Below are 26,568 nucleotides of genomic sequence, written 5' to 3' on the forward strand. Positions count from 1 at the left end.
GACCCATTCAGCTCCTAACGGTTCCGCATCAGCGCTCGGCCTGGCGTCCCCAATATTCCAGTGTCAACACTAATACCACGGCAAGCAGCATCAACGCCAACCCACCCTGCCAGTAGGCTGGCTCACCGGTGAGCTGCTGAAACTGGGCCGGCCAGACATTGCTCTGCACCAACGGTTCAAGCTGACCCTGTGAGTTCTCACGCCAGCTCAGGGTCTGCTTCCACGGCCAGACTTTATTCAGCGAGCCAATCAGCAAACCGGTCAGAAACGCCAGGGTGACACTGCGGGCATGGCTCAGCAGCCAGGACAGCAACCGCGAGAAACTCAGCAAGCCGGCCACGCAGCCCAGAATGAAGATTGCCAGCAACCCGACATCGAAGTTTTTGACCGCCTGCAACACGCTTGCGTACAGCCCCAGCAGCAACAGAATGAAGCTACCGGAAATGCCGGGCAGGATCATCGCGCAGATAGCAATCGCTGCGCCCAGGAAGATCACCGGGCCGGTAACCGGTAACTGCAGCGGAACCGCCACGGTAATCAGATAGGCAAATACAGTGCCGAGCAGCAGAGCCAGCACGCTCCAGGCGCTCCAGCGTGGAATCTGCCGTCCAACCAGCAATACCGAGACCACAATCAGGCCAAAGAAGAACGACCAGATCAGTTGCGGGTGCTGTTCCAGCAAGTAACTGATCAGTCGTGCCAGACTGGCAATACTGGTAAAGATGCCGGCCAGCAGAATGCACAGAAAGGTTCCGTCAATGGCCTGCCAGGTCTCGCGCACACGCCCACGGGCCAGCCACAGCAACTTGTTCGGCGTGCAGGCAGCAACCGCCGCCAGCAGCCGATCGTAGATGCCACTGATGAATGCGATAGTCCCGCCAGACACACCAGGCACCACATCCGCAGCGCCCATGGCCATGCCCTTGAGAAAAATGGCCAGAAAAGCCAGACCACGCTTGATCGGGTTACTCAAGAATTGATGGCTCCTGCCAACAAGGGAACAAAACGTACCGGTTCGACCTGCTGACGGATGAACTGTTCCCCGTCACGAATGATCAGGGTCAGGTATTGCTCACGCGCGCCGACCGGGATCACCATGCGACCTCCGTCGGCCAGTTGTGCCAGCAGCTCGGCCGGCACTTCGGCCGGTGCTGCGGTAACCATGATCGCGTCATAGGGTCCGTACTGAGGCCACCCCCAGTTGCCATCGGCATGCCGAAACACCACGTTACGAATATTGATGTCCTTGAGCACCGCCTTGGCCCGCTCCTGCAGTGGCAGGATGCGTTCAACGGTAAAGACCCGTTCGACCACCTGAGCCAGAATCGCGGTCTGATAACCCGAGCCGGTACCGACTTCCAGCACCTTGTCCAGCGGCCCGCCACCAAGCAACAGCTCGGTCATACGTGCGACTATGTAGGGTTGCGACAGGGTCTGATTGTGGCCAATTGGCAATGCGGTATCTTCATAAGCCCGGTGCGCCAGCGCCTCATCAACGAACAGATGCCTGGGGGTACGGCGAATCGCTTCGAGTACCTGTAAGTTGCGGATGCCTTCCTCGAACAGCCGCTCCAGCAAACGTTCGCGGGTACGCTGCGAGGTCATGCCAATGCCGTGTTTATAAAGATCTTCGCGCACGCTCATATACCCAGGTCGTTCAGCCAGTCACCGAGGTGGTCGAATACCTCGAAATGGGTCTTGTCGATCCGCAGTGGCGTTACCGACACGTAGCCCTGCATAACCGCATGGAAATCGGTGCCGTCGCCACCATCCTCGGCATCGCCGGCCACCGAAATCCAGTAGCCTTCCTTGCCGCGCGGGTCGACCCATTTGACCGGTTTGGCAGCCCGCGCCCGGTGCCCCAACCGGGTTAGCTGAATGCCTTTGATATGCTCCAGCGGCAGGTTGGGAATATTGATATTGAGCACCGTTCGCGGCGGCAATTCAAGCTGCTCGTGGGCCGTCACCAGTTGCCGGGCGATGGCCGCAGCCGCTGGAAGATTGTCCGGCTGACGCCCGACCAGGGAAAAGGCCATGGCTGGTCGCGCCAGGAAACGTCCTTCCAGCGCCGCCGCCACCGTGCCCGAATAAAGCACGTCATCTCCGAGATTGGCGCCCAGGTTGATACCCGCGACCACCATGTCGACGCTATCGTCGAACAACGCATTGAGCCCCAGGTGCACGCAATCGGTCGGCGTACCATTCAAACCGATAAAACCGTTGTCCAGGGTGAACGGACGCAAGGGCTTGTCCAGGCTCAGAGCGCTGCTGGCACCGCTGCGGTCTTCGGCCGGAGCCACTACCACGCAGTCGGCATAATCCTCGAGCGCGCCATGCAGCGCCTTGAGTCCCGGCGCCAGTACGCCATCGTCATTGGCAATCAGAATACGCATCAGATATCACTTTGCAGGCTGCCCTGCGAGTTGCTGGTCAACTCAACCAGCTCACGCAATACCGCTGTCGCGAAACAGCCGGTCGGCAGGGTGAATTCAAGTTCAAGACAATCCGCTGACGGATAATGCCACGTCAGGCCGCTGATGGGGAGGCGCAAAACACGTCGCTCCTGCTTCAGGCCCGCGGCCGCCAGCCAGGCGACCAACTCGGGCTCGGCTGCCGCCTGCGTCAATTCCAGGGCCAGGGTATCGGCACCGACCGCTGGCTCGCCCTGCCCCCACAAGGGACCAGTGGGATGCAGATCCAGCGCGGCCAGGCGCGGGTCATCCGCTACCAGCTCAGTGGCCGGGAAATGGCTGCGACTATCGGTAAAGGCCAACAGATCGCCGGGCAATACCTGATCCCAGCTTCCGGCCCCAACCCGCTCAGCCAACACCCGATTGAACAGCAGACTGCGGGCGCTCGACAGCAGCCGCGAGCGCGTACCGCGGGCCGGTGGCAAGACCGCGCGCTGAGCCCAACTGCGCGCCTGTTCGATATTGCCGCCCTGATGGCCAAAACGCTGGGGCCCGACATAGTTGGGCACACCGGCGACCGCCAGTTGCTGCAAACGCTGCTCCAGAGCTGCGTGATCGGCCTGCAGTTCATGCAGGCGAATGAGGAACCGGTTGGCGCTGTGAGCGCCACGCTGCAGCTTGCGTCGATGCCGGCCCTGAGCGCTGCAACGCAGCTCATCCGACCACAGCGCAGACAGATCCGGGTCAGCCTTGCCCGGTAGTTGCACACTGAACCACTGCCGGGTCAGGGCCTGGCGATCCTTGAGCCCGGCATAGCTGACATCACGCACAGCCACACCCGCCGCCCGCGCCAGTCGGCGGGCCACTTCTTCGGTATTGAGACCACGCTTTTCCAGCAGCAACCACAGATGCTCGCCCTCGCCGCTGAGCGGAATATCGAGCACTTCGGTTACCTGAAAGTCGTCCGGCGTAGCCTTGAGTCGCGCGCTACCACAAGGGGCACCCCAGGCCCGAGGGCCAAGTAGTTGCTCTTCGGTCATCGGGGCAACAACAGGGCCACAGCGTGAACGGCGATACCCTCCTCCCGTCCGGTGAACCCCAGCTTTTCGGTAGTAGTGGCCTTGACGTTGACCTGATCGAGCTCAACGCCCAGATCAGCAGCGATATGAGCACGCATGCTCTCGATGTGTGACGCCATCTTCGGCGACTGGGCAACGATGGTGGCATCGACGTTGCCGACCTGCCACCCCTTATCCTGCACCAGGCTCAGCGCATGGCGCAGCAGCACCCGGCTATCGGCACCCTTGAAACGGGGATCGGTATCAGGAAAGTGCCGACCGATATCGCCCAGCGCCGCAGCGCCGAGCAAGGCATCGGTCAGGGCATGCAACAATACGTCACCATCGGAGTGGGCAATCAGCCCATGGTGATGAGCAATCCGAACCCCACCCAGGGTAATGAAATCGCCATCCCCAAAGCGGTGAACATCGTAACCGTGACCTATGCGCATTGCTTACCCCGCCTGCAGAAAACCGGGGGGTGATGTTACCCTGTTTACCCTCCACAAGGTAGGAGCGGCCTTGCTCCTGCCCCCTTGTTTCGCGGCTGCCAGGCGCCCCTACTGAGGCTATTTACCGTGCGACCTAAGCATCAGTCAATGCACGGGCATGATGACGCAGATGGTCATCAATGAAGCTGGCAATGAAGTAGTAGCTGTGGTCATACCCCGGCTGGCGCCGTAGCGTCAGCGGATGCCCGGCCTTCGATGCCGCCTGGACCAGCGCCTCAGGCTTGAGCTGCTCAAGCAGGAAACTGTCGTCCTCGCCCTGATCGATCAACAGCGGCAACTGTTGTTCGGCAGTGGCAATCAGCTCACAGGCATCCCAGGCCTTCCAGGCCTCGCGATCAGCCCCCAGATAGTTACCCAGCGCCTTGTGCCCCCAGGGGCAGTTGCTCGGATTGCTGATCGGCGCAAAGGCCGAGACCGACAGGTAACGCCCGGGATTCTTAAGTGCACAGATCAATGCCCCGTGCCCGCCCATCGAATGACCACTGATCGCGCGTCGATCCGACACTGGGAAGTTGGCCTCGATCAGCGCCGGCAACTCGCTGACAACATAGTCGTACATGCGGTAATGCCGTGCCCAGGGCTGCTCGGTGGCATTGACATAGAACCCGGCGCCCAGGCCGAAATCGTAGGCGCCTTCCGGGTCGTCCGGCACGCCATCGCCTCGCGGGCTGGTATCCGGCGCCACGATCACCAGCCCCAGCTCGGCGGCCAGTCGCTGGGCTCCGGCCTTTTGCATGAAGTTTTCATCAGTACAGGTCAGCCCCGAGAGCCAATACAACACCGGCAGCGGCCCGCCCTGGTCGGCCTGCGGCGGCAGGTAAATGGCAAAGACCATATCGCAGCCCAGCACCTGCGAGCGGTGCCGGTACCGCTTGTGCCAGCCGCCAAAGCTTTTGTTGGCGGCAACCAGTTCCAGAGCCGTTGTCATGCCTGCTCCTTGAAATGAATCACCGTGCGAATGCTCTTGCCTTCGTGCATCAAATCAAAGGCCTCATTGATCCGCTCAAGCCCCATGGTATGGGTGATGAAGGTATCCAGCGGAATTTCGCCGGTCTGAGCCTTGGCCACATAGGACGGCAGTTCGGTCCGGCCCTTGACCCCACCGAAGGCGCTACCACGCCAGACCCGACCGGTAACCAACTGGAACGGACGGGTGCTGATCTCGGCCCCGGCTGGCGCCACGCCGATGATGGTCGACTCGCCCCAACCCTTGTGGCAGCACTCCAGCGCCGCACGCATCAACTGCACATTGCCGACACACTCGAAGCTGTAGTCCACGCCGCCATCAGTCATGTCGACGATGACTTCCTGAATTGGCTTCTCGTGCTCCTTGGGGTTGACGAAATCGGTGGCGCCCAGCTCCTCGGCAATGGCGAACTTGGACGGATTGATATCGACGGCAATGATCCGGCTGGCCCCTGCCATCTTGGCGCCAATGATCGCCGCCAGACCGATGCCACCCAGACCGAAAATGGCCACGGTAGCGCCAGCCTCAACCTTAGCGGTATTGAGTACCGCGCCGATCCCAGTGGTCACCCCACAGCCCAACAGGCAGACCTTTTCCAGCGGTGCTTCTTTGGGAATCACTGCCACCGACACTTCCGGCAATACGGTGTATTCAGAGAAAGTCGAACAGCCCATATAGTGGTAGACCGGCTCGCCGTTGTAGCTGAAACGGCTGGTACCGTCGGGCATCAGCCCCTTGCCCTGGGTGGTGCGCACCGAGCTGCACAGGTTGGTCTTGCCGGATTTGCAGAATTTGCACTCGCGGCATTCGGCGGTATACAGCGGAATCACGTGATCACCGACCTTGACCGAGGTCACGCCCTCGCCCACAGCCTCGACAATCCCACCGCCCTCGTGGCCGAGAATGCACGGGAACACCCCTTCGCTGTCCTGCCCCGACAGGGTGTAGGCATCGGTATGGCAGACGCCACTGGCAACGATACGCACCAGCACTTCACCAGCCTGGGGCGGCGCGACATCCACCTCAACGATCTTCAACGGTTCATTGGGGGCAAAGGCTACAGCGGCGCGAGACTTGATCATGGGGCTCTCCATGGAAGGTTGGTGTTTAATTGCACCAGTGTAGTAGAGCCATCAATTGTGGATAATCTCCCAATCAACAAAACATTATTGCTAGTCAGGGATAATCATGAACCAATGGGAAGGCATCGATGAGTTCGTTGCGGTCGCCGAACTGGGCCACTTCAGCGGCGCCGCCACACGTCTGGGCGTGTCCTCCTCACACGTCAGCCGCCAGGTAGCCCGGCTGGAAGATCGCCTGCAGACCCGCCTGTTCTACCGCAGCACCCGCCGAGTCAGTCTGACCGAAGCTGGCCAGACCTTCCTCCAGCACTGCCAGCGGCTGATCGATGCCCGCGACGAAGCCCTGCAGGCGATCACCGATCTGGGCGGCGAACCCAAAGGCCTGCTGCGCATGACCTGCGCGGTCGCCTACGGCGAAAGCTTCATCATGCCGCTGGTCAACGAGTTCATGCAGCAGCATCCGCAACTGCGGATCGAGATGACCCTGACCAATCAGACCCTGGACCTGCTGCACGGCAGTTACGACCTGGCAATCCGTCTGGGCCGGCTGCAGGACTCCAGCCTGATCGCCACCCGTCTGGCACCCCGACGCATGTATCTGTGCGCCGCACCCAGCTACCTGGCCCGCTATGGCGCCCCGCACAGCCTGTCGGAACTGCCGAGGCACAACTGCCTGATCGGCAGCAGCGATACCTGGACCTTCCAGCAGGATGGCCGCGAACTGCCGATCCGGGTACACGGCAACTGGCGCTGCAACAGCGGCCAGGCGGTATTGGATGCGGCGCTGCGCGGCTTCGGCCTATGCCAATTGCCGGATTACTATGTGCGCGAACACCTGCGCAGCGGCGCCCTGCGCGCCCTGCTCAACCAGCACCAGCCGCCACACACCGCGGTCTGGGCACTGTATCCCCAGCAGCGGCATCTGTCGCCCAAGGTCCGGCAACTGGTCGATCACCTCAAAGCCGGCCTGGCCCAGCGCGCGGAATACCAGCAAGACTGAAAACACTGCTTTGTGATGGTGCAACGCCAGTAGGCGCTGCACTAAAAGGCAGAGCGACCAGCCAGACCATCACCCCCGCCTCCCGGCAAGTGCCCGGTTTAGCCGCATCCGGCGACTTGGCACAGTTTTTTCATTCCTCCAGAGAAAGTTTAATTCCTGAAACTCACCAGCCCTGCTGGTCAACAACCCTCTGGGGAGCCAAAACCGATGGATGGATTATCTATAGAAGTCGCCTACGCGCTGGATACCTTCTACTTTCTGATGTGCGCCGCCCTGGTGATGTGGATGGCAGCCGGCTTCGCCATGCTCGAAGCCGGACTGGTCAGGGCCAAGAACACCGTTGAAATCCTCAACAAGAATGCCCTGCTGTACGGCATCGCCTGCACCGTCTACCTGCTGGTCGGCTACAACGTCATGTACCCGGACAGCCCGATCAGCTCGGTAATCCCCAATCTCGGCTTCCTGCTCGGTGAGGACAACAGTGCCGAGGCCGTGTTAGCCGGTGGTGATGACGCACCCTACTACTCGAACATGGCTGACTTCATCTTCCAGGCGGTGTTTGCCGCCGCGACCATGTCGATCGTCTCCGGCGCCGTGGCCGAACGTATGCGCCTGTGGCCGTTCCTGGTGTTTGCAGTATTCATGGTCGGCTTCATCTACCCGGTCGAAGGCTACTGGAAATGGGGTGGCGGCTTCCTCGACCAACTGGGCTTCCAGGATTTCGCCGGCTCGGTCGTGGTACACATGGCTGGTGCTGCCGCTGCTCTGGCTGCGGTGATTCTGGTTGGCCCGCGCAAAGGTCGCTACGGCAAGAACGGCGAAGTTTTCGCGATTCCCGGGGCCAACCTGCCACTGGCCACCCTCGGCATGTTCATCCTGTGGATGGGCTGGTTCGGCTTCAACGGCGGTTCGGAACTGAAGATCGCCAATGTCGAAGAGGCCAACGCAGTCGCCAAGATCTTCGTCAACACCAACGCCGCAGCCGCCGCCGGCATGGTCGTGGCCGCGCTGTTCTCCCGCGCCCTGTTCGGCAAGACTGACCTGACCATGACCATCAACGGTGCGCTGGCCGGCCTGGTCTCGATCACCGCCGAGCCGCTGGCGCCAAGTGCCGGCCTGGCGGTAATGATCGGGGCCGTGGGTGGCATCGTCGTGGTGCTATCGGTCCTGGCCCTGGACAAGTGCAAGCTGGATGACCCGGTAGGCGCCATCTCGGTTCACGGCACCGCCGGTATCTGGGGCATCTTCGCGGTGCTGCTGAGCAACGAAGACGCCACTTTCTTCGGTCAGTTGATCGGCACCGTGGTGACCTTCGCCTGGATGTTCGGCATGTCCTTCATCGTACTGTTGGCGATCAAGGCGGTGATGGGGCTGCGGGTCAGCGAAGAAGAGGAACTGGTCGGCATGGATCTGGAAGAGTGTGGCATGTCGGCCTATCCGGAGTTTGCCCCGGCCAGCCAGCCGATGGTCACCCCGCCCAAGGCACCGGGTGCCCACAGCGAGGAACCGCTCGCCAGCGACAACCCACTCACGGCCAAGTAACCGGCACACAGCAAAAAGGGGCCGCAACGGCCCCTTTTTGCATGCCCGCCTCAGACTCAGTTGTGCTGCTGGGCTCGCTGCTGCAGCTCAGGATCGGTTTGAATACGGGTGGCGATTTCGTTGTAACGCCCCACATCCAGGCCTTCATCCTGTACAGCTTCGACCATTTTCTCCTGGGCCTCCAGTTGCAGTGACTGGGCCTCTTCCTGGTTGTCTACCTGACCCAGGCGCTGGGAGAAATCATCGCGGATCTCGTTAACCTTGCTTTCAGCACTGACAAACTTCTGCAGATCGGCATCGCTAACCGGTGCGGCGGCCTGCTGCTCAGGCTGGCCATACTGCTGCCCGGCGGCCGGATCCTGGGCCTGGGCCATGGCCACAGGGGCGGCGATGGCGAATGAAGCAAAACCCATGGCGATAGTCAGTTTTTTCAAAGTAGTCATGCACTTCTCCTTTGTTGAAGTCACCCAACACATTCCAAGAGCCGTGCCAATTCACCAAAATCAACAACAAGACCATGATTTAAAAGGAAAAAACAATAAAAAATCGAAATTTTAAAACACGCTGGAGCTGGCGACTTTTCCAGCAATAATGTATACATTTTAAACATGAGCAAAAAATACCCGTTCAGATTCAACACAGTTACCCGCCCCGTAGGCCTGCGACGCTTGAGTAGTCTGCAACGTACCCTGCTGCTGTTTGTGGTTCTGCCTTTGCTGATCCTTACCGCCCTGGGCATCCGCTTTGGCCTGGGCCAGGCCAGCCAGTTTCAGGAGCAACGGCTGAAGAACGATCTGGAGCTGATCGGCCGGGCAATCAGCATTCCGGTCGGCGCCGCACTGGGCCAGGATGATCGCCAGGCCATCGAACTGGCCCTGGGTTCAGTGTTTGTGCTTGGCGAGGTCTATGGCGCCTCGGTGTTCGATGTCAACGGTACCCGCATCGCCTCGGCCGGCATTACCGAAAGCGACCTCAGCCGCACCACCATTCCCGAACGGATCGTCGCCACCGGGGAAAAGCAGGAAGCCTATAGTCGGGTGGCCGGGCGCGAGCTGTTCTCACACTTTCTACCTCTGTTTGACAACGCCGGGCAGATCAAGGGCCTGATTCAGATCACCCGCCGTGCCAGCGATTTCAGCCGGGCGCTGGACCAGTTGAAGATCATCGCCTGGCTGCTCTGGGGGCTGCTCGGGCTGAGCATCCTTGGCGCCGTGCTACTGGGTCATTACGGCGGTATTGGCCGGCATGTCGACAAGCTGCTGGCCCATATGCAACGCGTCGCCCAGGGCGATCATTCACACCGGGCCGCGCTGGAGGGTCCAAGCGAGGTCGCCACACTGGCCGCCGGCCTGAACCAGATGCTCGACAGCATCGAACGCACCCAGCGTGAGCTTGATGAACACAGGACCGCCGAAACCCAACTGTTGGCCCGGCTCAAAGACAACGAAAAAATGGCCGCCATTGGCGGCATGGCCCGGGGCATCGCACATGAACTGGGCGCGCCACTGAGCGTGATTGACGGCCGTGCCAGACGTCTGCAACGCAGCGCTGAACTGGATGAGCAGCAACAACGCCAGCTCGACGGCATCCGCTCTCAGGTAGCCCGCCTGACCCATACCGTGCGCCAACTCTTGGACTACTGCCGGCCCATGGCACCGCAACCGCGCAGCCTGGAACCGGCCCAACTGATCGAAACCGTGACCGAAGCCATGCGTCCGGAACTGGAAGCCAGCGGCAAACAGCTCCAGACCGAGATTCCCACCGGGCTGCCGACTCTGACCGGCGATGCCGGACGCCTGGAACTGGCCTTGCTCAACCTGTTGCGCAACGCCCTGCAAGCAGCCCACCAAAGCATTCAGCTCAGCCTCAAGACTGAAGGCGAACACCTGCTGATCCTGATCCGTGATGACGGCCCGGGGCTACCGCCCACAATAACGGTCGAGCAACTGCTGGAACCCTTCTTTACCACCAAATCTCCTGGCGAGGGCACTGGCCTGGGTCTGGCCATCGTCCAATCGGTTGCCGAAGAACACGGCGGCCAGCTGGAACTGAGCAACGCGCCCCAGGGCGGCTGCCTGGTTCGCCTGAGCCTTGCACTGAATCCGGAGAACTCCCATGCCCCAACCTGAACGCATTCTGCTGGTGGAAGATGACAGCGGCCTGCGTGAGCTGCTGCAGGAAGAACTCGAGGCCGAGGGCTATCAGGTCAGCGCCTGCGCCGATGCCGAACAGGGCGCACGGCTTCTGGCCGAGATGCAGCCAGACCTGCTGGTCAGTGATCTGCGCCTGCCCGGCACCGACGGTCTGACCCTGCTGCAACCCAGCCATCAGCTCAGTCGCCCACCGGCAGTATTGATCATCACCGCTTTCGGCTCAGTACAACAGGCGGTTCAGGCGCTCAAGGCAGGAGCCGATGACTTTCTCACCAAACCGCTGGAAATGGATCATTTCCTCCTGACTGTCAGTCGACTGCTGGAAAACCGCCGACTGCGCACCGAAGTCCAGCGTTACCGCTCGATGCTCGCAGTCGAGCAGTTCAACGGCATCGTCGGTCAGAGTCCAGCCATGCAGCAACTGTTTCACCAGATCCGCCAGATTGCCCCGGCCGACGGCCCGGTACTGATCCAGGGCGAAAGCGGCACCGGCAAGGAACTGGTAGCCCGCGCCCTGCACGACCTCAGCGCGCGCAAGGACAAGCCCTACCTTACGGTCAACTGCGGCGGCATACCTGGCGAGCTGATGGAAAGCGAATTCTTCGGCCACGCCGCCGGAGCCTTCACCGGCGCCCGGCAGCAACGCGCCGGGCTGTTCCAGCAGGCCAACGGCGGCAGCCTGCTGCTCGACGAACTCGGTGAAATGCCGCTGGCACTACAGGCCAAGTTGCTCCGGGCCCTGCAAGACGGCCGCGTCCGCCCGGTCGGCAGCGATCATGAAATTCAGGTCGACGTGCGGGTCATTGCCGCCACCAACCGCAATCTGAGTGACGCAGTTGCCGCCGGCGAGTTCCGCGAGGATCTGTTCTACCGGCTGGAAACCTTCACCCTCCAAGTGCCCCCGCTACGCGCCAGGGGCGATGATATCCAGCGCCTGGCCGAGCTGTTTCTGACCCGCTTCAACACCCGGCGCCAGCGACGTATTCGCGGGTTTACCGATGAAGCGCTGGCGTTGCTGCTCAGTTATAACTACCCCGGCAATGTCCGCGAACTGGAAAACGCCGTCGAGCGGGCCGCCACTTTCTGCAGCGGTCCCTACATAGACGCCGCCGACCTGCCCCAGCGCATCCGTGACAACAGTGCTGAACAGGAAACGTCCAGCTCCAGTCAAGGCTCGGCCTTCAACCTCCCACTCAACCAGGACCCGAGCGGCCTGCCCGACCTGGAAAGCGTCCAGCGCCAGTACATCCACCAGGTACTAAAAGCCACCGGCGGCAACAAGCGCAAGGCCGCCGAGATTCTCGGCATCACTCGTCGCACGCTGTATCGCTGGCTGGAATGACTGACGATTCCGCTGCTGATTGACAGTGTCGCCAGCGGAGCCTGGCGGCTAGTCTGGCGGCACCTTGTACAGGAGCACCGCCATGGCTTTCGTCAAACCCTTCTTCGATGTCGGGCTGTTCAGCAACCGTGCAGAACAGCAGCAACAGTTCTGGACCGAACAGGTCGGCCTGAGTCTGGACCACACCCTCAAGCTCGGTGGCGGCGTACTGCAACACCGCTACCAGGCCGACGCCGCCGTCATGAAAGTGAATGTCGCGCGGGATCCTCTGCCACCTGGCGGCGACGGCCCGCTGCAACAGGTGCTGGTCGCCTGCTCCGACTGCACTTCAGTCGAATCGCTGCGCGACCCTGACGGCAATCGTATAACCCGGGTGCCACCAGGCCACAGAGGCATTCAGGGTCTGGCCGTGGAGCTGCAGGTAGCCGATGTGGCTGCCAGCAGTGCCTATTACCAACAAGTGCTGGGGCTGACGCTGCAAGCGCCTGGGGTTCTCACTTGCGGCCAGGGCCTGGTGTTTCTGCAACAGGGTCAGCCCGCCAACCCGTCCGCCCCAACGCCCCTGGCGGCCTCCGGCTTGCGCTACCTGACCCTGCAAGTGCCCGACTGTGACGCCGCCTATGCCCAGGCAATCGCCGCCGGAGCCACCTCTGGCCGTGCGCCGGTGACGCTCGGCAGTACCGCACGGATTGCCTTCGTCATAGACCCCGACGGCCTCTGGATCGAACTGTCCGAGCGCGCCTCCTTGACTGGCAAGGCGGTCTGAAAGGCTCCAGCCCCGGCGCACCTACGCACTCATTTACAGATTCTTTACCGAGCTCCAGCTCCCAGTTGACACTGGGGGCTTTACACTTGGCCCATGATCACTCTCTGGACCAAGCAATGAGCGCCGCAAAACCCAATCGTAAACGTCGCACCTCCTGGATCATCGCTATCGTCGTGACCGCTATCGGCCTGTCTGGCTGGTACTGGATCAGCAATGGTCAGGGTAACCCCGAGTACACCGTTGTCAGCGTCACGCGCGGTGATATCGAAGATAGCATCACTGCCCTCGGTACTCTGGAGCCACTCAATTATGTCGACGTGGGTACCCAGGTTTCCGGCCAGCTCAAGGTTCTGCATGTCGAACTCGGTGATCAGGTCGAGCAAGGGCAACTGCTGGCCGAGATCGATCCAACCGTGTACCTGGCCCGGGTAGAAGCCAGCACCGCGCAACTGGCCAACCAGCAGGCCCAGCTCAAGGACCGCGAAGCCCAGCACGATCTGGCACGACTGCAGGCTGAACGGCAACGCAACCTGTTCCGTGAAGACGCCACCAGCCGCGAAGCACTCGAGACCGCCGAAGCCAGCCTACGCTCAGCCGCTGCCCAGATCGACGTGCTCAAGGCCCAGATCCGCCAGACCGAATCAAGCCTCAAGGCCGACCAGGCCGATCTGGGCTATACCCGGATCTACGCCCCGATGACCGGCACCGTAGTCCAGCAACTGGCCAACCAGGGCCAGACCCTGAACGCCAACCAGACCGCACCAGTGGTGGTACAGATCGCTGACCTGTCGACCATGACCGTGCGCACCCAGGTATCCGAGGCCGACATCAGCCAGCTCCGCGTCGGCATGCCGGCCTACTTCTCCACTCTCGGCCAGCCGACCCGACGCTGGGAAGGCGAGCTGCGCCAAATCCTGCCGACCCCGGAAGTGATCAACAACGTAGTGCTGTTCAACGCCCTGTTCGATGTGCCCAATCCTGGCGGCGACCTGCTGCCGCAAATGAGCGCCCAGGTGTTCTTCGTCCGCGCTGCGGCTGACAATGTATTGACCGTGCCGGTGTCCGCCCTGCGTCAAGTCAGCCACGCGGAACGTGGCCGTCAGGCCGACGGCGCGGACCAGAGTGAACAAGCCAGTCGCGGCCGCCCCTATGAAGTACAGGTACTGGACGCCCAGGATCGTCCGCAGGACCGCATGGTACGTATCGGCGTGCGCACTCGCGTGCTGGCCGAGGTTATCGACGGCCTGGAAGAAGGCGACCGGGTGGTAACCGGCAACCTGCGCACCAGTGCTCAAAGCAGCCAGCCGCAGGGCGGCCCGCCGCGCAGGTTCATGTAATCATGAGTACCCCACTGATCCGCCTCGAAGGCATCGGCAGAACCTACCGCAATGGCGAGCTGGCCACGACGGTGCTGCGCGACGTCAACCTGGATATCCAACAGGGCGAATTCGTCGCCATCATGGGTACCTCCGGCTCCGGCAAATCGACCCTGATGAATTTGCTCGGCTGCCTGGACCAGCCCAGCACCGGACGCTACCTGTTCAATGGCGAGGACATTGCCCAGTTCGGCAGCGACGAGTTGGCCAGGCTGCGGCGCAAGACCTTTGGCTTCATCTTTCAGAGCTATCACCTGATCCCCTCGGCCACCGCCACCGAGAACGTCGAGGTACCGGCCATCTACGCCGGCCTGCCGCGTGAACAACGGCACCAGCGGGCCCAGGAACTGCTTACCGAACTGGGCCTGGGCGAACGCCTGAACAATCGGCCCAGCCAGCTTTCCGGTGGTCAGCAGCAACGGGTATCGATCGCCCGGGCGCTGATGAACGACGCCCAGGTGATCCTGGCCGACGAGCCCACCGGCGCACTCGACAGCCAGAGCGGCCGCGATGTACTGGCCCTGCTCAAACAACTGCACCAACGCGGCAAAACCGTCATCGTGATCACCCATGACCGCGACGTGGCCAGCCATGCCGACCGGCTGATCGAAATCCGCGACGGCCAGATCATTCATGACAGCGGCAACCCAGCGCCGGAGCAGCCGGCCCCAGCCACACCGGTAGCCGACGAAGATCACCCCGCCAGCGCCGCCCTGGCCGATACCGGCGAGGCCGTGCGCATGGCCCTGCGGGCACTCAAGGCCAACCTGTTCCGCACCGTACTGACCCTGCTTGGTATCGTCATCGGCGTAGCCTCGGTGGTGGTGATGCTGGCGGTCGGCAACGGTGCCCGCCAGGAAGTGCTGGACCGCATCAGCTCGATGGGCACCAACCTGCTGCTGGTACGCCCCGGTGCGCCCAACACCCGGCGCTCGCAGGACGGCTCCACCAACACCCTGACCGTGCAGGATGCCGAACAGGCCGCCCTGGTCGACAACGTGGTCGCCGCCGTGCCGGAAATGAATGGGCGGGTCACAGTGCGCAGCGGCAACACCGACTACCAGACCCAGGTCACCGCCACCAGCGCCGACCTGCCCATCGCCCGCGACTGGCCGGTGGCCTCGGGCGTGTTCATCAACGACGAGGACGACCAGCGCTATGCTGCCGTCGCCGTGCTCGGACGTACCGTGGCCACCAATTTGTTCGGCAATGCCGACCCGATTGGTGAATACGTGCTGATGAACAATGTCCCGTTCCAGGTCATAGGGATCATGAGTGAAAAAGGTGCCGCCCCTTGGGGGGCCGATCAGGACGACGTGGTCTTCGTCCCGCTCAACACCGGTAGCCTGCGCCTGATCGGCCAGCGCTACCTGAACTCAATCACCATCATGATCGACGATCTGCGCCAGGCAGATGCCACCCAGGAAGCGGTGTTCCAGGCCATCCTGCAGTCGCATGCCGGGGTCGAAGACTTCCAGATCCGCAACATGGCCTCACTGCTGGAAAACGTCGCCCAAACCCAGAACACCTTCACCGTGTTGCTCGGCTCGATCGCCGCCATTTCCCTGCTGGTAGGCGGCATTGGAGTAATGAACATCATGCTGGTCAACGTCACCGAACGCACCCGCGAGACCGGCATCCGGGTCGCCACCGGTGCCCGTACCAGCAACATCCTCCAACAGTTCATCGTCGAGGCAGTTGTGGTCTCGGCCATTGGCGGCGCCCTGGGCGTGATCGGCGGCCTGGCCTTTGCCGGCGGCCTGCAGTTCTTCGGCACCGCCATCCAGTTCACAACCGGCCCGGTACTGCTGGCCTTCGGCTGCGCTTTCGCTACCGGCCTGATCTTTGGCTACATGCCCGCCCACAAGGCGGCGCACCTTGACCCTGTGGTGGCTCTCAGTGCGGATTAAACCGACCCTTATTAAACCGGCTCTGATCTCTGCAATCTTGGCCCTCAGCGGCTGCGCCATCAACGCACCGCTGCCAGACGCTCAGATTGCTGCGCCGACCCAGTGGAGCCAGCCAGCTGATCAGTCAAGCTGGCCGACCAGCGCCACCTGGGACAGCTACGGCTCCGCCGAACTCCAGGCGCTGCTGCAACGTGCCCGCACCAACAACCTGGATCTGGCCAGCGCTGCCAGCCGCCTGGTGCAGGCCGATGCCCAATTGCGTCAGACCGGCGCCAGCCTGCTACCGCAGGCCAGCAGTGGCCTGGGCACCACCCGCAGTGACAGCAGTCGCACCGATGCCAATGGCGACAGCAGCCGCACCAGCTACAGCGCCAACCTGAATGTCAGCTATGAAGTCGACTTCTGGGGCCGCAACCGCAATCTGGTGGAGTCGGCCCGGGCCAGCCTGGACGCCAGCCGCTTCGACTACTCGACCCTGATGCTCAGCATCGAGGCCAGCGTCGCCAACACCTGGTTCCAGCAGTTGGAAACCGAACGCCGCCTGCTGCTGGCGCGCGAGAATCTGGCCGCCGCCGAGCGGGTACTGGAACTGGTCGAAGCACGTTACCGCTACGGCGCTGCCGACAGTCTGGAACTCAGTCAGCAGCGCACCCTGGTCACCCAGCAGCGGGCCAGCCTGCCAAGCCTGGAGCAGCAACAACTGGCCCTGCGCAACGCCATGGCCCTGCTGCTCGGCGAAGCACCGGACGCCGACCTGCCGATTCCCGGCGATCTGCAAAGCCTCCAGTTCCCGGCTATCGAAGCCGGCTTGCCGGCCGAACTGTTACAGCGTCGCCCGGACATTCGCGCCAGCGAAAGCCGGCTGGTCGCCGCCAATGCCGACCTTGGCGCCGCCCGCGCAGCCTTGTACCCCAGCATTCAGTTGACCGGCCAGTACGGCGCCCAAAGCCTGGCGCTCTCGACCCTGGTCAACAACCCAGTCACCAGTTGGTCACTGGCCGCCGGCCTGACCCAACCGATTTTCCAGGGCGGACGCCTGCGTGCCCAGGTAACCCAGGCCGAAGCCCGGCAGGAAGAGCTGCTGATCGACTATCAACGCAGCATACTGAGTGCCTTTGGCGAGGTGGACACCGCCCTTGGCGCCCTGCGTCAGGCTCAGGTGCGTCACGACTATCTGGCCCAGGCCACCGAAGAAGCCGAACTGGCCTTCCGCCTGGCCGAAACCCGTTACCGCGCCGGCGCCATCACCCTGCAAACCCTGCTCGACACCCAGCGCACCCTGTTCCAGAGCCAGGACAGCCTGACCCAGCAACGCTCAGCCTGGCTGCAGGCCAGCGTTGACCTGTTCCGGGTACTGGGTGGCGGCTGGGCCGAAACCAGCGACAGTTGAGCGGCCGCGCAACTGCTTCCACTTACCCTTGATGATATCGCTGTTCATGTTGCCTCCTGGTCGACTGAACCGGGCCGGGAGTCTCCCGGCCCACGGTGTCATGACTTATTCGGCTACTTGCAGAGCGTCAGCGGAAACGTCCTGGACACCCTCGATGTTCCGGGCAGTGCTGATGGCCAGATCACGCTCGGCCTCGGTGGCCACCACACCCGACAGCGTCACCACGCCCTGCTTGGTCTCAACCCCGATCTCCATCGCGCTCAAAGCCGATTCGGCAACGAAGCTGGACTTGACCTTACCGGTGATCCAGGTATCCGAAACACTCTGCTGAGCAGAGTCCATGGCATCAGCAGCCCTGTCGCGGGTAGTGTATTCATCGGCATGTACGCTGGCGGACATGGCAAGACCCAGCGCAGCGGCAGTCAGGGTGGCAATGGCAAAACCTTTGGTAGACGTTTTCATGGATTCAACTCCTGTTGCTTTCCAGTCAACTCTGCAACTCAAAACAAGCTGCAGGCTCACAGGGACTGTCGCAAGCCCTGTGCCAACTCGACAAACAACACAAAATCCATATTTTTCAATTATTTAAAGAACACACAAAACTATATGAATCGTGCAATTCACCGAATCGGCTCGCCTCCGGCCGTGCAAATTGCATGACCCGGCCACGGACTCCAGCTAGCCGCAGCCGAACGACGGCGGTAAGCTACCCATCCCGAGAGTACACGGGCAGCTCCCCGGCGAGCAGCGCTTATCAACCGGCTCTCAACCTGTTTTCAGCCAAGGGAGAACACCGTGTCAGCCATCCTGCACATCGCCACCCTGTGCAATCGCCAGTTCCAACTGCATCCGGCTTCACTGCGTCAGGTAATCGTGCATCTGGATGGCCTCGACGCCCTGTGCAAAACCCTTGGCGTCACCCCGATCAGCCACTTCATCGACCTCACTGCAGTGGAATTCGAAGAAGCGGCAGCCCTGACTGGCGACACCAATACCTCCAGCAGCCCCGATCCGGAAACCGGGCTGGCCTATGGCATCGAAGACATGGAATGGCTGCCGATCAGTACCGGCATGATCAGCTTTGAAGCCCTGATCAGCCATTTGCAGCGCAACCGCCCGAAAGAACTGAACGGCGCACCGTTAATGCAACTGGTGGAAGAACTGCAACGCTGCGAAACAACCCTGGCACCGCTGGAGATCGAAGGCGGGCAATTCAATTTGAGCGCCTGCACCTCGGCGTAGAGTTTGATAACTGGCGCAAATGAGTGCTGGCAATTTGACGTCAATCAGATGATGAACTAGCGTCAAGGAGGGTAACTGACCCATCAGTCATAACGATAATGAATGCGCTCATCGGAGGAGCCATAGCCATGCTCTTCGCACGCTCGCAACACCACCAGCAGTTGGCGGCACAACAGTCACAGATCGAGCAGTTGACGCTCGAACTGCGAGCCATCCGCAGCAACGTCGCGGTCATCGAGTTCACTCCCGACGGCCAGGTACTCAACGCCAACGCTCTGTTTTTGCAGGCCAGCGGTTATCCGCTGGAACTGATAATCGGTCAGCATCACCGCATGTTCTGTGAGCCGGACACCATCAAAGACCCGGCCTACGCCAGCTTCTGGCAGCAACTGGCCAGCGGCCAGAGTCAGCACGGCACCTTTCTGCGGCGGCGCAAGGACGGCTCCACCCTGTGGCTTGAAGCCTCGTACTTTCCGGTGACTGACGATAGCGGCAAGGTAATCCGGGTGATGAAGATCGCCAAGGACGTTACTGCCAACCAGCAGGCACTACGCGCCAAGAACGCCCTGTTCACCGCCCTCGACCGCTCACTGGCGGTGATCGAGTTCACCCCGGACGGGCACATCCTGCACGCCAATAACAACTTCCTGGCCACCACTGGCTACACCCTGGAACAGATCGTCGGCAAACATCACCGGCTGTTCTGTCATGACAGCTTTTACCGCGACAATCCCCGCTTCTGGGAGTCGCTAGCTGCCGGACAATTTTCGTCCGGACGCTACGAACGACGCCACGCCGCAGGTCATACCATCTGGCTGGAAGCCACCTACAACCCGATCCTCGATGACAGCGGCAAGGTGCAAAAGGTAATCAAGTTCGCCGCCAACATCACCGAGCGCGTCAACCGCGCCTTGCGGGCCGGCGAAGTAGCTGCCTCAACCTCTGAAGAAGCCTCGCGCATTACCGTGCAGGCCAAGCAGGCACTGGAGCAGGCAGTTGCCGCCTCAGACCGTATCAGTCTGCAAGTCGAGCAGGCCAATGCCATCAGCCAGCGCCTGCAGGCCCAATCTGACAACATCAACGAGATTGTCACCACCATTCGCAGCATCGCCGACCAGACCAATTTGCTGGCCCTCAACGCCGCCATCGAAGCCGCCCGCGCCGGCGAGTCCGGACGTGGTTTTGCCGTGGTCGCCGATGAAGTCAGAACCCTGGCCGGGCGCACCAGCAAGGCCACCAGCGAAATCGCCAGCGTGGTCAGCGCCAATGCCGAGCTGATTGCTCAGGTCAGTCAACAGATGGGCCAGATCAGCGACTCATCGCACCAGGGGCATGAACTGGTGGCCTCGGTGAACGCCGGCATCGCCGAGGTCGAACAAGGCGTGCAACACCTGGCCGAAACCATCCACCAGATCGTTTCCTGACAGCACTGGCAGGTGCTGTCGGCTGCTGGCGAGCCCACAGCACCCCAGACTGATTTCATAAATCAGCCTCGTAGCGCGCCAGCATCTGCGCCTGAGTTTCCGGTTCGGCGGTATCGCCAGTCTGATCCTTGATCATTTGTCCCATGCTTGGCAGCACCTCGCGCGGCTGGCGGCTTGACTCAGCCCACAGGCCAGAGCGCATCAACGCCTTGGCGCAGTGCAGATAAGCTTCGCGCACTTCAACCCTGATCACTAGCCGTGGCGCACGCTTGTCGTCGGCAAAACGAGCGCACAATGCTGGCTCGGCCAATAAGCGCGCAATTCCGTTGACCCGAAGGGTTTCATCAATACCAGGGATCATGAACAGTAACCCGACCTCAGGCCGGGCAATCAGGTTTTCCAGAGAGTCCAATCGATTGTTGCCGGGTGAATCAGGAATCAGCAGGTGACACTCATCTTCCACCTGCACAAACCCCGGAGCCCCACCACGCGGCGAGGCATCCAGTCCAGAACTGTTGCCCGACGCCAGTACCACGAACGGTGACAGGGCAATAAAACGCTGACAGTGCTCATCCAGTTTCACCAACTGCTTTTTCAGCGCCCGCTCCTTGGCCGGCGGGTACAACGCGCGCAACGCCTCAACTGACTCAATCAACATGCCCCACTCCCTGGCAAAAAAACGAAAGCGACACTTTACCGCTCGCAGCGCAACCGGCAAGCCCCGCCCTCTGATCACAGAGCAAGAACCACAATCTCATAGCGCAGCATGCGCATTACCCCTCAAAAATGGCAGAAACAACACTTATCACTAGACCGACCGGTCTACATACTAATCCCATGAAAACCCATGACACCAAACAGCGTCTGATTCTTGCCATGGTCGATGCGCTTCAGCGCAAGGGCCTGCACGGGGTTGGTCTGAACGAATTGCTTGAGCGTGCAGAGGCGCCCAAGGGTAGCCTTTATCACCACTTTCCCGGCGGCAAGACCGAGCTGGCGGTGGCGGCCATTGAGCATATCAGCCGCAAGATCGACGTTTTCTTTGTGCAGTTGTTCAACGAGCAGCCCGACCCGTTGCAAGCCATGGAGCGCTGGCTGGAGAGCATGCTTGAACAACTGGAACACAGCCGCTTCGAGCGCGGCTGCCCGCTGGCGACCATTGCCCTGGAAAGCACCCCGGACGATGTCGAAATTCGCGCCGCCCTGGCCCAGACCTTTGCCAGCCTGCGCACAGCCCTGGCCAAGCAACTGCACGGTTTGGGCTTTGCTGCAGAGCAGGCCGACAGTTTCGCCAGCCTGTATATCGCCCTGTACGAGGGCGGCCTGCTGCAGGCCCGTGTCGCCGGCAGCGGCGAACCGCTGAAACAGGCCGGTCAGGCCCTGTTTCGGCTCATCCATCATTACCCGCGAGATACCAGTCATGACCACAGAACTGCCGCAGATCAGGCGTGAAGACTTCCGCCTGCTGGCTACCGACGGCTACCCGCTGGCCGCCAGCATCTACCATGCCGAGCAACCCAAGGCCCACTTGCTGGTTGGCGCGGCGACCGGCGCTCCGCGCGGCTTCTATCGACGCTTTGCCGAATACGCCGCGCAGCAGGGCTTCTCTACCCTGACCCTGGACTATCGCGGCATAGGCGAATCCAAGCCCGACAACCTGCGCGGCTTCGACATGCACTATCTGGACTGGGCGACCAAGGATCTGGCCGCCGCGCTGGACTACCTGCACCGCCCCGAACTGCCGCTGTTCATGGTCGGCCACTCGTTCGGTGGCCATGCCTTTGGCCTGCTGCCCGGCCATGAACGGGTCAGCGGCCTCTACACCTTCGGCACCGGTGCCGGCTGGCACGGCTGGATGCCAGGCGTCGAACGTTATCGGGTGGCGTTCATGTGGAAAGTCGTAGCCCCGCTGATCGTCGCCAGCAAGGGCTATCTGGCCTGGGCCCGGCTGGGCATGGGTGAAGACCTGCCCAAGGGCGTCTACACCTGGTGGAAACGCTGGTGCAGCTTCCCACGCTACTTCTTCGAAGATCCCAGCATGGCCGGCATTGATGAGCAGTTCGCCCAGGTACGCACGCCGATCATTGCCGCCAACAGCCTGGACGACCTCTGGGCCCAACCGGCCTCGCGTGAGGCCTTCATGGCCGGCTACCGCAACGCCCCCTACCAGGCCCGCGATATCGACTCACAGGCCGAAGGTCTGGGTGCGATTGGCCACATGGGCTACTTCCGCGGCAACGCCCAGCCACTCTGGGACGAAGCATTGAACTGGTTCCAACAACTACAGGGTCAGGCCCAAACGGCCTAACAGGAGACACAATGAATCCGAAAAACATGACCGGCCTGGAAATCATGCAGGCCTTCGCCCAGGGGCTGTTTCCCCGCCCCGGCATATCCAGCACCATGCCAATGGATATGCAGCATGTGGAAGCCAACCGCGTAGTTTTTGCCGTCACCGCTGACGAGCGCCACACCAACCCGCTCGGCGGTGTCCATGGAGGCTTTGCCGCTACCGTGCTGGACTCGGTCACCGGTTGCGCCATTCATACCGCGCTGGCTGCGGGTGAAAGCTATGGCACCATCGAACTGAACGTGAAGATGTGCAAGCCCGTCCCCTTCAACAAAACCCTGACAGCCGAAGGCAAGGTCATCAACATCACCTCACGCCTGGCCATCTCTGAAGGCAGCATCCGTGATGAAAACGGCACCCTCTACGCACATGCTACTGCCACCTGCATGATCCTGCGCTAAGACCAAGGGATACCCAGAACGCCTCAAGAGGCGCGCCGCAACGTGGCAATCCAGACTTTTACCAAGCGACTGGATTGCCACAGGCCAAGGCCTTCGCAATGACCGCAACGGCAGCGACTTCACCCAAACTGCGGTGCGCGTTTGCCCTTGAACGCGGCAATGCCCTCGGCCGCCTCTGCCCCGCCCAGCGCCTGCGCCATCAACTGCTTCTCACGCTCCAGCTGACGCTCGAACAACTCACGCCCCGGCCCGTCCAGCAGTTCCAGAATCGCCGCCTGCGACTCACGCGGCCCGGCGGCCAACTCCTGCGCCAGCTCCAACGCCACATCCAATGCCGCACCCTGCTCCACCACCCGGTTAACCACACCAGCCGCCGCAAAGCGCTCCACCGGCAAACGGCCGCCAAACAGGGCAATCTCCGCCGCCAACTGATGCGGCAAGGTCAGGGCCAGAAAGGCCGAGCCGCCACCATCGGGCACCAGCCCGGCCTTCACATAGGCCATGGAAATGTAACTGCCCTGCGCCGCCACAATCAGGTCGGCGGCAAACGCCAGTGACGCCCCGGCCCCGGCTGCGCCACCTTCGATTGCGGCAATCACCGGTTTGGGGAAGAATTTCAGCTTGCGCACCAGGCTATGCAGCCGCTCAATCAGCGCGGCGCGCTCCTGCGTCGGCAGCGCCGCACGGGTCGCCAATGAGTCCAGATCACCGCCGGAACAGAAGAAATTCCCCGCCCCGGTCAGCACCACATTGGCAATCGCCGGATCAGCCAGCGCCGCGTCCAGATACGCTTCCATCTGCACATACATCGCGGTTTCCAGCGCATTGCGCTTGTCCAGGCGATTGAGGGTGAGCACGCAGGTCGGGCCATGGTTGTGGGCCAGCACGCTGGCGTTGGCAGCAGGTTGGGTCATTATCGATTCCTCAGCTATCTGTCTGCGCAGTGTGTGCGCCGCTGGCCCAGGTGTCCATGCATCGTGCCGCGACAGAAAGCCCGTGAATGACCGGTCAGAAGCATTCCTTGGCCGTCATGCCCGGCGATCAGGCATACTGCCGCACTCATTCCCGCACCGAGACCGTCATGAAACGCTTCGTCCTGCTCGATACCACGCCCATCCCCAACAACGGCGGCGCCTTGTCCCTGTTTGAGTACGGCGAAGACTTCGTCATCAAGCTCGAAGGTGGCAAGGGCGGGCAACTGATGAATACGCGCATGCACGGCTCCGAAGACGCTCTGGCTGAAATCCCCTGCAAGCAAGTCGCCGCCAGACCCGCCGCTCGGGTGCTGATCGGCGGGCTGGGCATGGGTTTCACCCTGGCCTCCGCACTCAAACACCTGGGCCCGGATGCCGAGGCGCAGGTCGCCGAACTGGTGCCCGGCGTCATCGAATGGAACCGTGGCCCACTGGGCGCCAAAGCCGGCAACCCATTGAACGATCCGCGCACCACAGTGCTCAATGCTGACGTGGCCCAGGTACTGCAAGCCGAGCCCAAGGGCTACGACGCAATCATGCTGGATGTCGACAACGGCCCCGAAGGCCTGACCCATAGCGCCAACACCTGGCTCTACTCGCTCGACGGCCTGCACACCTGTGCCCGCGCCTTGCGCCCCCAGGGCCTGCTGGCCGTGTGGTCTGCCAGCGCCGACCGGCAATTCTCCCAACGCCTGAACCAGGCCGGCTTCAAGGCCGAGGAAGTACAGGTCTACGCCCACGGCAACCGCGGCCCCCGCCACACCATCTGGATCTGCCAACTGAAATCCGCCGCAGGCAAAGCCTGAGCGCTAGACTGAATACAGAACCCATCACGCGAGAGTGACCATGAGCAAGCACAGCAGCGCCGACAGCCGCGAACAGGGCTACCGGGAAAAAGCCCTGAGAATGTACCCCTGGGTATGCGGCCGCTGCGCGCGTGAATTCAGCGGCAAACGCGTCAGCGAACTCACCGTGCACCACCGCGACCACAATCACGACAACAACCCCGAAGACGGCTCCAACTGGGAGCTGCTTTGCCTGTACTGCCACGATAACGAACACGCCCGCTATACCGACCAGCAGTACTTCAGCGAATCCTCGACAGCCACCCCCAAAACCCAGAAAGCCACGCACAAAGGGTTGGCGGGGTTGGGGGCGTTGCTGGGTAAGACGGAAGACAAAGAGGACTGAAACGCCCCTTCCCGGTCATTGCGACGGTCGTCGGCTAGGTGGCTGTCCTGCGGTCACTGCGACAGTCGTCAGGCAGGTTGCCGCCCCTACCGTCATTGCGAAGACCGTCAGGTCTGAAGCAATCCATACGCGCTATTTCCACCCACCGTGCCCGGCTGCCACACCGACTGGATTGCCACGCCGCTGCGCGCCTCGCAATGACGGCTAGGTGGCTATCCTGCTGTCACTGCGACAGCCGTCAGGCAGGTTGCCTCCCCCGCCGTCATTGCGAAGACCGCAAGGNGGTTGCCTCCCCCGCCGTCATTGCGAAGACCGCAAGGTCTGAAGCAATCCATGCAGCTAGACCTTACCGGAACCAGAATCGCCGCTGGCCGGCTGCAGCGTCAGAATGTGATCGGTAAACACCCAGTCCACCCCACGACTGACCTCGCGGTTGAGCACAAACCTATTCTCGACCAACCCGGTGCCGATCTGCCGGCCCTGTTCACGCAACTGACGCAAACACCCCGCCCCCATCAATACGAACGAGCCCGCCAACGCGCCGTGCCCCAGCGCCAGATTCTGCCTGAGAATCTCAGCCGTATTGGCCTCGGCCACATCGACAAAAGCCGAACGCGGGATATCCCTGAAGCCTTCAAGATGGTCAGGCACCAGGCTGAGCAGATGGTAGTCCTGACCAGGAGTCAATGAAGCCAGCCACGGCGTGATGCGCTGCGGCAGGCTGGCACGGTCGCGCCAGGACTCCTTGATTTCCAACATCAGGTGCATGCGCCCGGCGCTTAACTGCAACACTTCATCCAGATGCGGAATCTGCGGCACCGCCGCACGCAGATCACGAAAGCGGGTCTGGGCAATGATGATGTCCGGCCGGTTGAACAGACGGCCGCAATCCGCATCATGATGCACCACCGGCTCGCCATCGCGGGTCAGGTGGATATCCATTTCTGCCCCCCAGACACCCATGTGCAAACACAGCTCGAAGGCTTCCAGGGTGTTCTCCAGCACCAGACCGCGAGGCCCATCACCGTGCGCACCACGGTGGGCTACCAGCCCTACATCCGCACAATTGACCGGCACTCTGCTCTGCGGCGCCCAAGCCCACAGGCGATTTGCCAGGGTGTTGAGTCTGTCAGCGATGGTGGTCATAGACTTTATATGAGTTATTGCCTGTGCTCAGGATATGCCTTTGGAGGGGGAAGTGCTATGTGTGGTTGGTTACCGTGACGGTATTGGCAAGCTGGCTTTATACTCAGAAATTGCAATACTTGGAAAGATATTAATAAATCCTCTCTTTCTCATCTTTCCACCCTGTAAGAATACCTCTAGCGTGTTAGCTAGAGCAGCGACTGAGTGGAAACTGGCTCAATTGTCCATTTTATTTCAGACAATGCCGATCCTCTCGAGCACATCAAATAGTTCCGTGCTATACAACAGGCACTGCGACCTAAATAACAGGGCGGCGGCAAAAACTGAGTGC

At 61.6% G+C, this 26,568-nt stretch carries 26 protein-coding genes and 2 pseudogenes; 16 read left to right on the forward strand and 12 right to left on the reverse strand.

Annotated elements, in window-relative coordinates:
• Positions 1–28: 28 nt before the first annotated feature.
• From C2846_RS17320 to C2846_RS17350, 7 genes are all read right to left on the reverse strand, one after another.
• Positions 29–973: a polyprenyl-phosphate transporter gene (locus C2846_RS17320; RefSeq protein ID WP_465261939.1), complete on the reverse strand. Its 945-nt coding sequence runs from the start codon at positions 971–973 to the stop codon at positions 29–31.
• Positions 970–1,644 (reverse strand): protein-L-isoaspartate(D-aspartate) O-methyltransferase, encoded by a 675-nt coding sequence (locus C2846_RS17325; RefSeq protein ID WP_080051314.1) that lies wholly within the window; start codon positions 1,642–1,644, stop codon positions 970–972. The genes C2846_RS17320 and C2846_RS17325 overlap by 4 nt, the downstream gene beginning before the upstream one ends.
• On the reverse strand, positions 1,641–2,393 hold the full coding sequence (surE, locus tag C2846_RS17330) for a 5'/3'-nucleotidase SurE (protein ID WP_119702070.1): 753 nt from the start codon (positions 2,391–2,393) through the stop codon (positions 1,641–1,643). Before surE ends, C2846_RS17325 begins: the two co-directional genes overlap by 4 nt.
• The gene (truD, locus tag C2846_RS17335) at positions 2,393–3,451 is read right to left on the reverse strand and encodes a tRNA pseudouridine(13) synthase TruD (RefSeq protein ID WP_119702071.1); all 1,059 of its coding nucleotides are present in this window, start codon (positions 3,449–3,451) and stop codon (positions 2,393–2,395) included. The genes surE and truD overlap by 1 nt, the downstream gene beginning before the upstream one ends.
• The gene (gene ispF, locus C2846_RS17340) at positions 3,448–3,921 is read right to left on the reverse strand and encodes a 2-C-methyl-D-erythritol 2,4-cyclodiphosphate synthase (RefSeq protein WP_119702072.1); all 474 of its coding nucleotides are present in this window, start codon (positions 3,919–3,921) and stop codon (positions 3,448–3,450) included. Before ispF ends, truD begins: the two co-directional genes overlap by 4 nt.
• Positions 3,922–4,054: 133 nt before the next feature.
• The gene (gene fghA / locus C2846_RS17345) at positions 4,055–4,909 is read right to left on the reverse strand and encodes an S-formylglutathione hydrolase (protein WP_119702073.1); all 855 of its coding nucleotides are present in this window, start codon (positions 4,907–4,909) and stop codon (positions 4,055–4,057) included.
• Positions 4,906–6,030 (reverse strand): S-(hydroxymethyl)glutathione dehydrogenase/class III alcohol dehydrogenase, encoded by a 1,125-nt coding sequence (locus tag C2846_RS17350; protein ID WP_080051319.1) that lies wholly within the window; start codon positions 6,028–6,030, stop codon positions 4,906–4,908. Before C2846_RS17350 ends, fghA begins: the two co-directional genes overlap by 4 nt.
• A 106-nt stretch (positions 6,031–6,136) precedes the next feature.
• On the opposite strand from C2846_RS17350, the gene C2846_RS17355 reads away from it, so the two are divergent.
• Both C2846_RS17355 and C2846_RS17360 read left to right on the forward strand, forming a co-directional pair.
• Positions 6,137–7,030 carry a LysR substrate-binding domain-containing protein gene (locus C2846_RS17355; protein WP_080051320.1) on the forward strand — a complete coding sequence of 298 codons (894 nt, stop codon included), beginning with the start codon at positions 6,137–6,139 and terminating at the stop codon, positions 7,028–7,030.
• Between the two features lie 207 nt (positions 7,031–7,237).
• Positions 7,238–8,572: an ammonium transporter gene (locus C2846_RS17360; RefSeq protein WP_119702074.1), complete on the forward strand. Its 1,335-nt coding sequence runs from the start codon at positions 7,238–7,240 to the stop codon at positions 8,570–8,572.
• Positions 8,573–8,628: 56 nt separating this feature from the next.
• Here C2846_RS17360 and C2846_RS17365 read toward each other — a convergent pair whose 3' ends face one another.
• Positions 8,629–9,015: a DUF4168 domain-containing protein gene (locus C2846_RS17365; RefSeq protein ID WP_165443858.1), complete on the reverse strand. Its 387-nt coding sequence runs from the start codon at positions 9,013–9,015 to the stop codon at positions 8,629–8,631.
• 225 nt (positions 9,016–9,240) lie between these two features.
• Between C2846_RS17365 and C2846_RS17370 the strand changes: the two genes are divergently transcribed.
• From C2846_RS17370 to C2846_RS17395, 6 genes are all read left to right on the forward strand, one after another.
• Positions 9,241–10,701: a sensor histidine kinase gene (locus C2846_RS17370; protein ID WP_165443859.1), complete on the forward strand. Its 1,461-nt coding sequence runs from the start codon at positions 9,241–9,243 to the stop codon at positions 10,699–10,701.
• Positions 10,688–12,067: a sigma-54-dependent transcriptional regulator gene (locus C2846_RS17375; protein ID WP_119702075.1), complete on the forward strand. Its 1,380-nt coding sequence runs from the start codon at positions 10,688–10,690 to the stop codon at positions 12,065–12,067. Before C2846_RS17370 ends, C2846_RS17375 begins: the two co-directional genes overlap by 14 nt.
• An 82-nt stretch (positions 12,068–12,149) precedes the next feature.
• Positions 12,150–12,833: a VOC family protein gene (locus tag C2846_RS17380; RefSeq protein ID WP_119702076.1), complete on the forward strand. Its 684-nt coding sequence runs from the start codon at positions 12,150–12,152 to the stop codon at positions 12,831–12,833.
• A 116-nt stretch (positions 12,834–12,949) separates the two neighbouring features.
• On the forward strand, positions 12,950–14,170 hold the full coding sequence (locus C2846_RS17385; RefSeq protein WP_119702077.1) for an efflux RND transporter periplasmic adaptor subunit: 1,221 nt from the start codon (positions 12,950–12,952) through the stop codon (positions 14,168–14,170).
• A gap of 2 nt (positions 14,171–14,172) precedes the next feature.
• Positions 14,173–16,119, forward strand: coding sequence for a MacB family efflux pump subunit (locus C2846_RS17390; RefSeq protein ID WP_119702078.1), 1,947 nt, complete (start codon positions 14,173–14,175; stop codon positions 16,117–16,119).
• Between the two features lie 37 nt (positions 16,120–16,156).
• A complete protein-coding gene (locus C2846_RS17395) occupies positions 16,157–17,509 on the forward strand; it encodes an efflux transporter outer membrane subunit (RefSeq protein WP_165443860.1) in 1,353 nt (450 codons plus the stop codon).
• 105 nt (positions 17,510–17,614) lie between these two features.
• On the opposite strand, the gene C2846_RS17400 is transcribed toward C2846_RS17395, so the two are convergent.
• Complete coding sequence (locus C2846_RS17400; RefSeq protein ID WP_119702080.1) at positions 17,615–17,971, reverse strand: BON domain-containing protein; 357 nt, start codon at positions 17,969–17,971, stop codon at positions 17,615–17,617.
• A gap of 333 nt (positions 17,972–18,304) precedes the next feature.
• On the opposite strand from C2846_RS17400, the gene C2846_RS17405 reads away from it, so the two are divergent.
• The 3 genes and pseudogenes from C2846_RS17405 to C2846_RS19220 form a co-directional block, all read left to right on the forward strand.
• Positions 18,305–18,751 carry a hypothetical protein gene (locus C2846_RS17405; RefSeq protein ID WP_119702081.1) on the forward strand — a complete coding sequence of 149 codons (447 nt, stop codon included), beginning with the start codon at positions 18,305–18,307 and terminating at the stop codon, positions 18,749–18,751.
• 128 nt (positions 18,752–18,879) lie between these two features.
• Positions 18,880–19,644: pseudogene (locus C2846_RS19215) on the forward strand (PAS domain-containing protein); the annotation flags it as partial.
• A 138-nt stretch (positions 19,645–19,782) separates the two neighbouring features.
• Positions 19,783–20,175: pseudogene (locus tag C2846_RS19220) on the forward strand (methyl-accepting chemotaxis protein); the annotation flags it as partial.
• A 55-nt stretch (positions 20,176–20,230) separates the two neighbouring features.
• Here C2846_RS19220 and C2846_RS17415 read toward each other — a convergent pair.
• On the reverse strand, positions 20,231–20,833 hold the full coding sequence (locus C2846_RS17415; RefSeq protein ID WP_205890264.1) for a pyridoxamine 5'-phosphate oxidase family protein: 603 nt from the start codon (positions 20,831–20,833) through the stop codon (positions 20,231–20,233).
• A gap of 179 nt (positions 20,834–21,012) precedes the next feature.
• On the opposite strand from C2846_RS17415, the gene C2846_RS17420 reads away from it, so the two are divergent.
• From C2846_RS17420 to C2846_RS17430, 3 genes are read left to right on the forward strand one after another with little or no spacing between them, the layout of a single operon-like run.
• Positions 21,013–21,627: a TetR/AcrR family transcriptional regulator gene (locus C2846_RS17420; RefSeq protein WP_080051333.1), complete on the forward strand. Its 615-nt coding sequence runs from the start codon at positions 21,013–21,015 to the stop codon at positions 21,625–21,627.
• Entirely contained in the window at positions 21,596–22,483 is an 888-nt protein-coding gene (locus tag C2846_RS17425; RefSeq protein ID WP_080051334.1) for an alpha/beta hydrolase family protein, read from the forward strand. Before C2846_RS17420 ends, C2846_RS17425 begins: the two co-directional genes overlap by 32 nt.
• Positions 22,484–22,494: 11 nt before the next feature.
• Positions 22,495–22,926, forward strand: coding sequence for a PaaI family thioesterase (locus C2846_RS17430; RefSeq protein WP_119702083.1), 432 nt, complete (start codon positions 22,495–22,497; stop codon positions 22,924–22,926).
• Positions 22,927–23,045: 119 nt separating this feature from the next.
• On the opposite strand, the gene C2846_RS17435 is transcribed toward C2846_RS17430, so the two are convergent.
• The gene (locus C2846_RS17435) at positions 23,046–23,840 is read right to left on the reverse strand and encodes an enoyl-CoA hydratase family protein (protein ID WP_119702084.1); all 795 of its coding nucleotides are present in this window, start codon (positions 23,838–23,840) and stop codon (positions 23,046–23,048) included.
• A gap of 167 nt (positions 23,841–24,007) precedes the next feature.
• On the opposite strand from C2846_RS17435, the gene C2846_RS17440 reads away from it, so the two are divergent.
• Positions 24,008–24,706, forward strand: coding sequence for a spermidine synthase (locus C2846_RS17440; protein ID WP_119702089.1), 699 nt, complete (start codon positions 24,008–24,010; stop codon positions 24,704–24,706).
• Between the two features lie 40 nt (positions 24,707–24,746).
• A complete protein-coding gene (locus C2846_RS17445) occupies positions 24,747–25,091 on the forward strand; it encodes a YajD family HNH nuclease (RefSeq protein ID WP_119702085.1) in 345 nt (114 codons plus the stop codon).
• A gap of 339 nt (positions 25,092–25,430) precedes the next feature.
• On the opposite strand, the gene C2846_RS17450 is transcribed toward C2846_RS17445, so the two are convergent.
• Positions 25,431–26,237 (reverse strand): glycerophosphodiester phosphodiesterase, encoded by an 807-nt coding sequence (locus C2846_RS17450; protein WP_119702086.1) that lies wholly within the window; start codon positions 26,235–26,237, stop codon positions 25,431–25,433.
• Positions 26,238–26,568 lie beyond the last annotated feature (331 nt).

It is taken from the genome of Pseudomonas jilinensis (assembly GCF_003586265.1).
Lineage (GTDB): Bacteria > Pseudomonadota > Gammaproteobacteria > Pseudomonadales > Pseudomonadaceae > Halopseudomonas > Halopseudomonas phragmitis.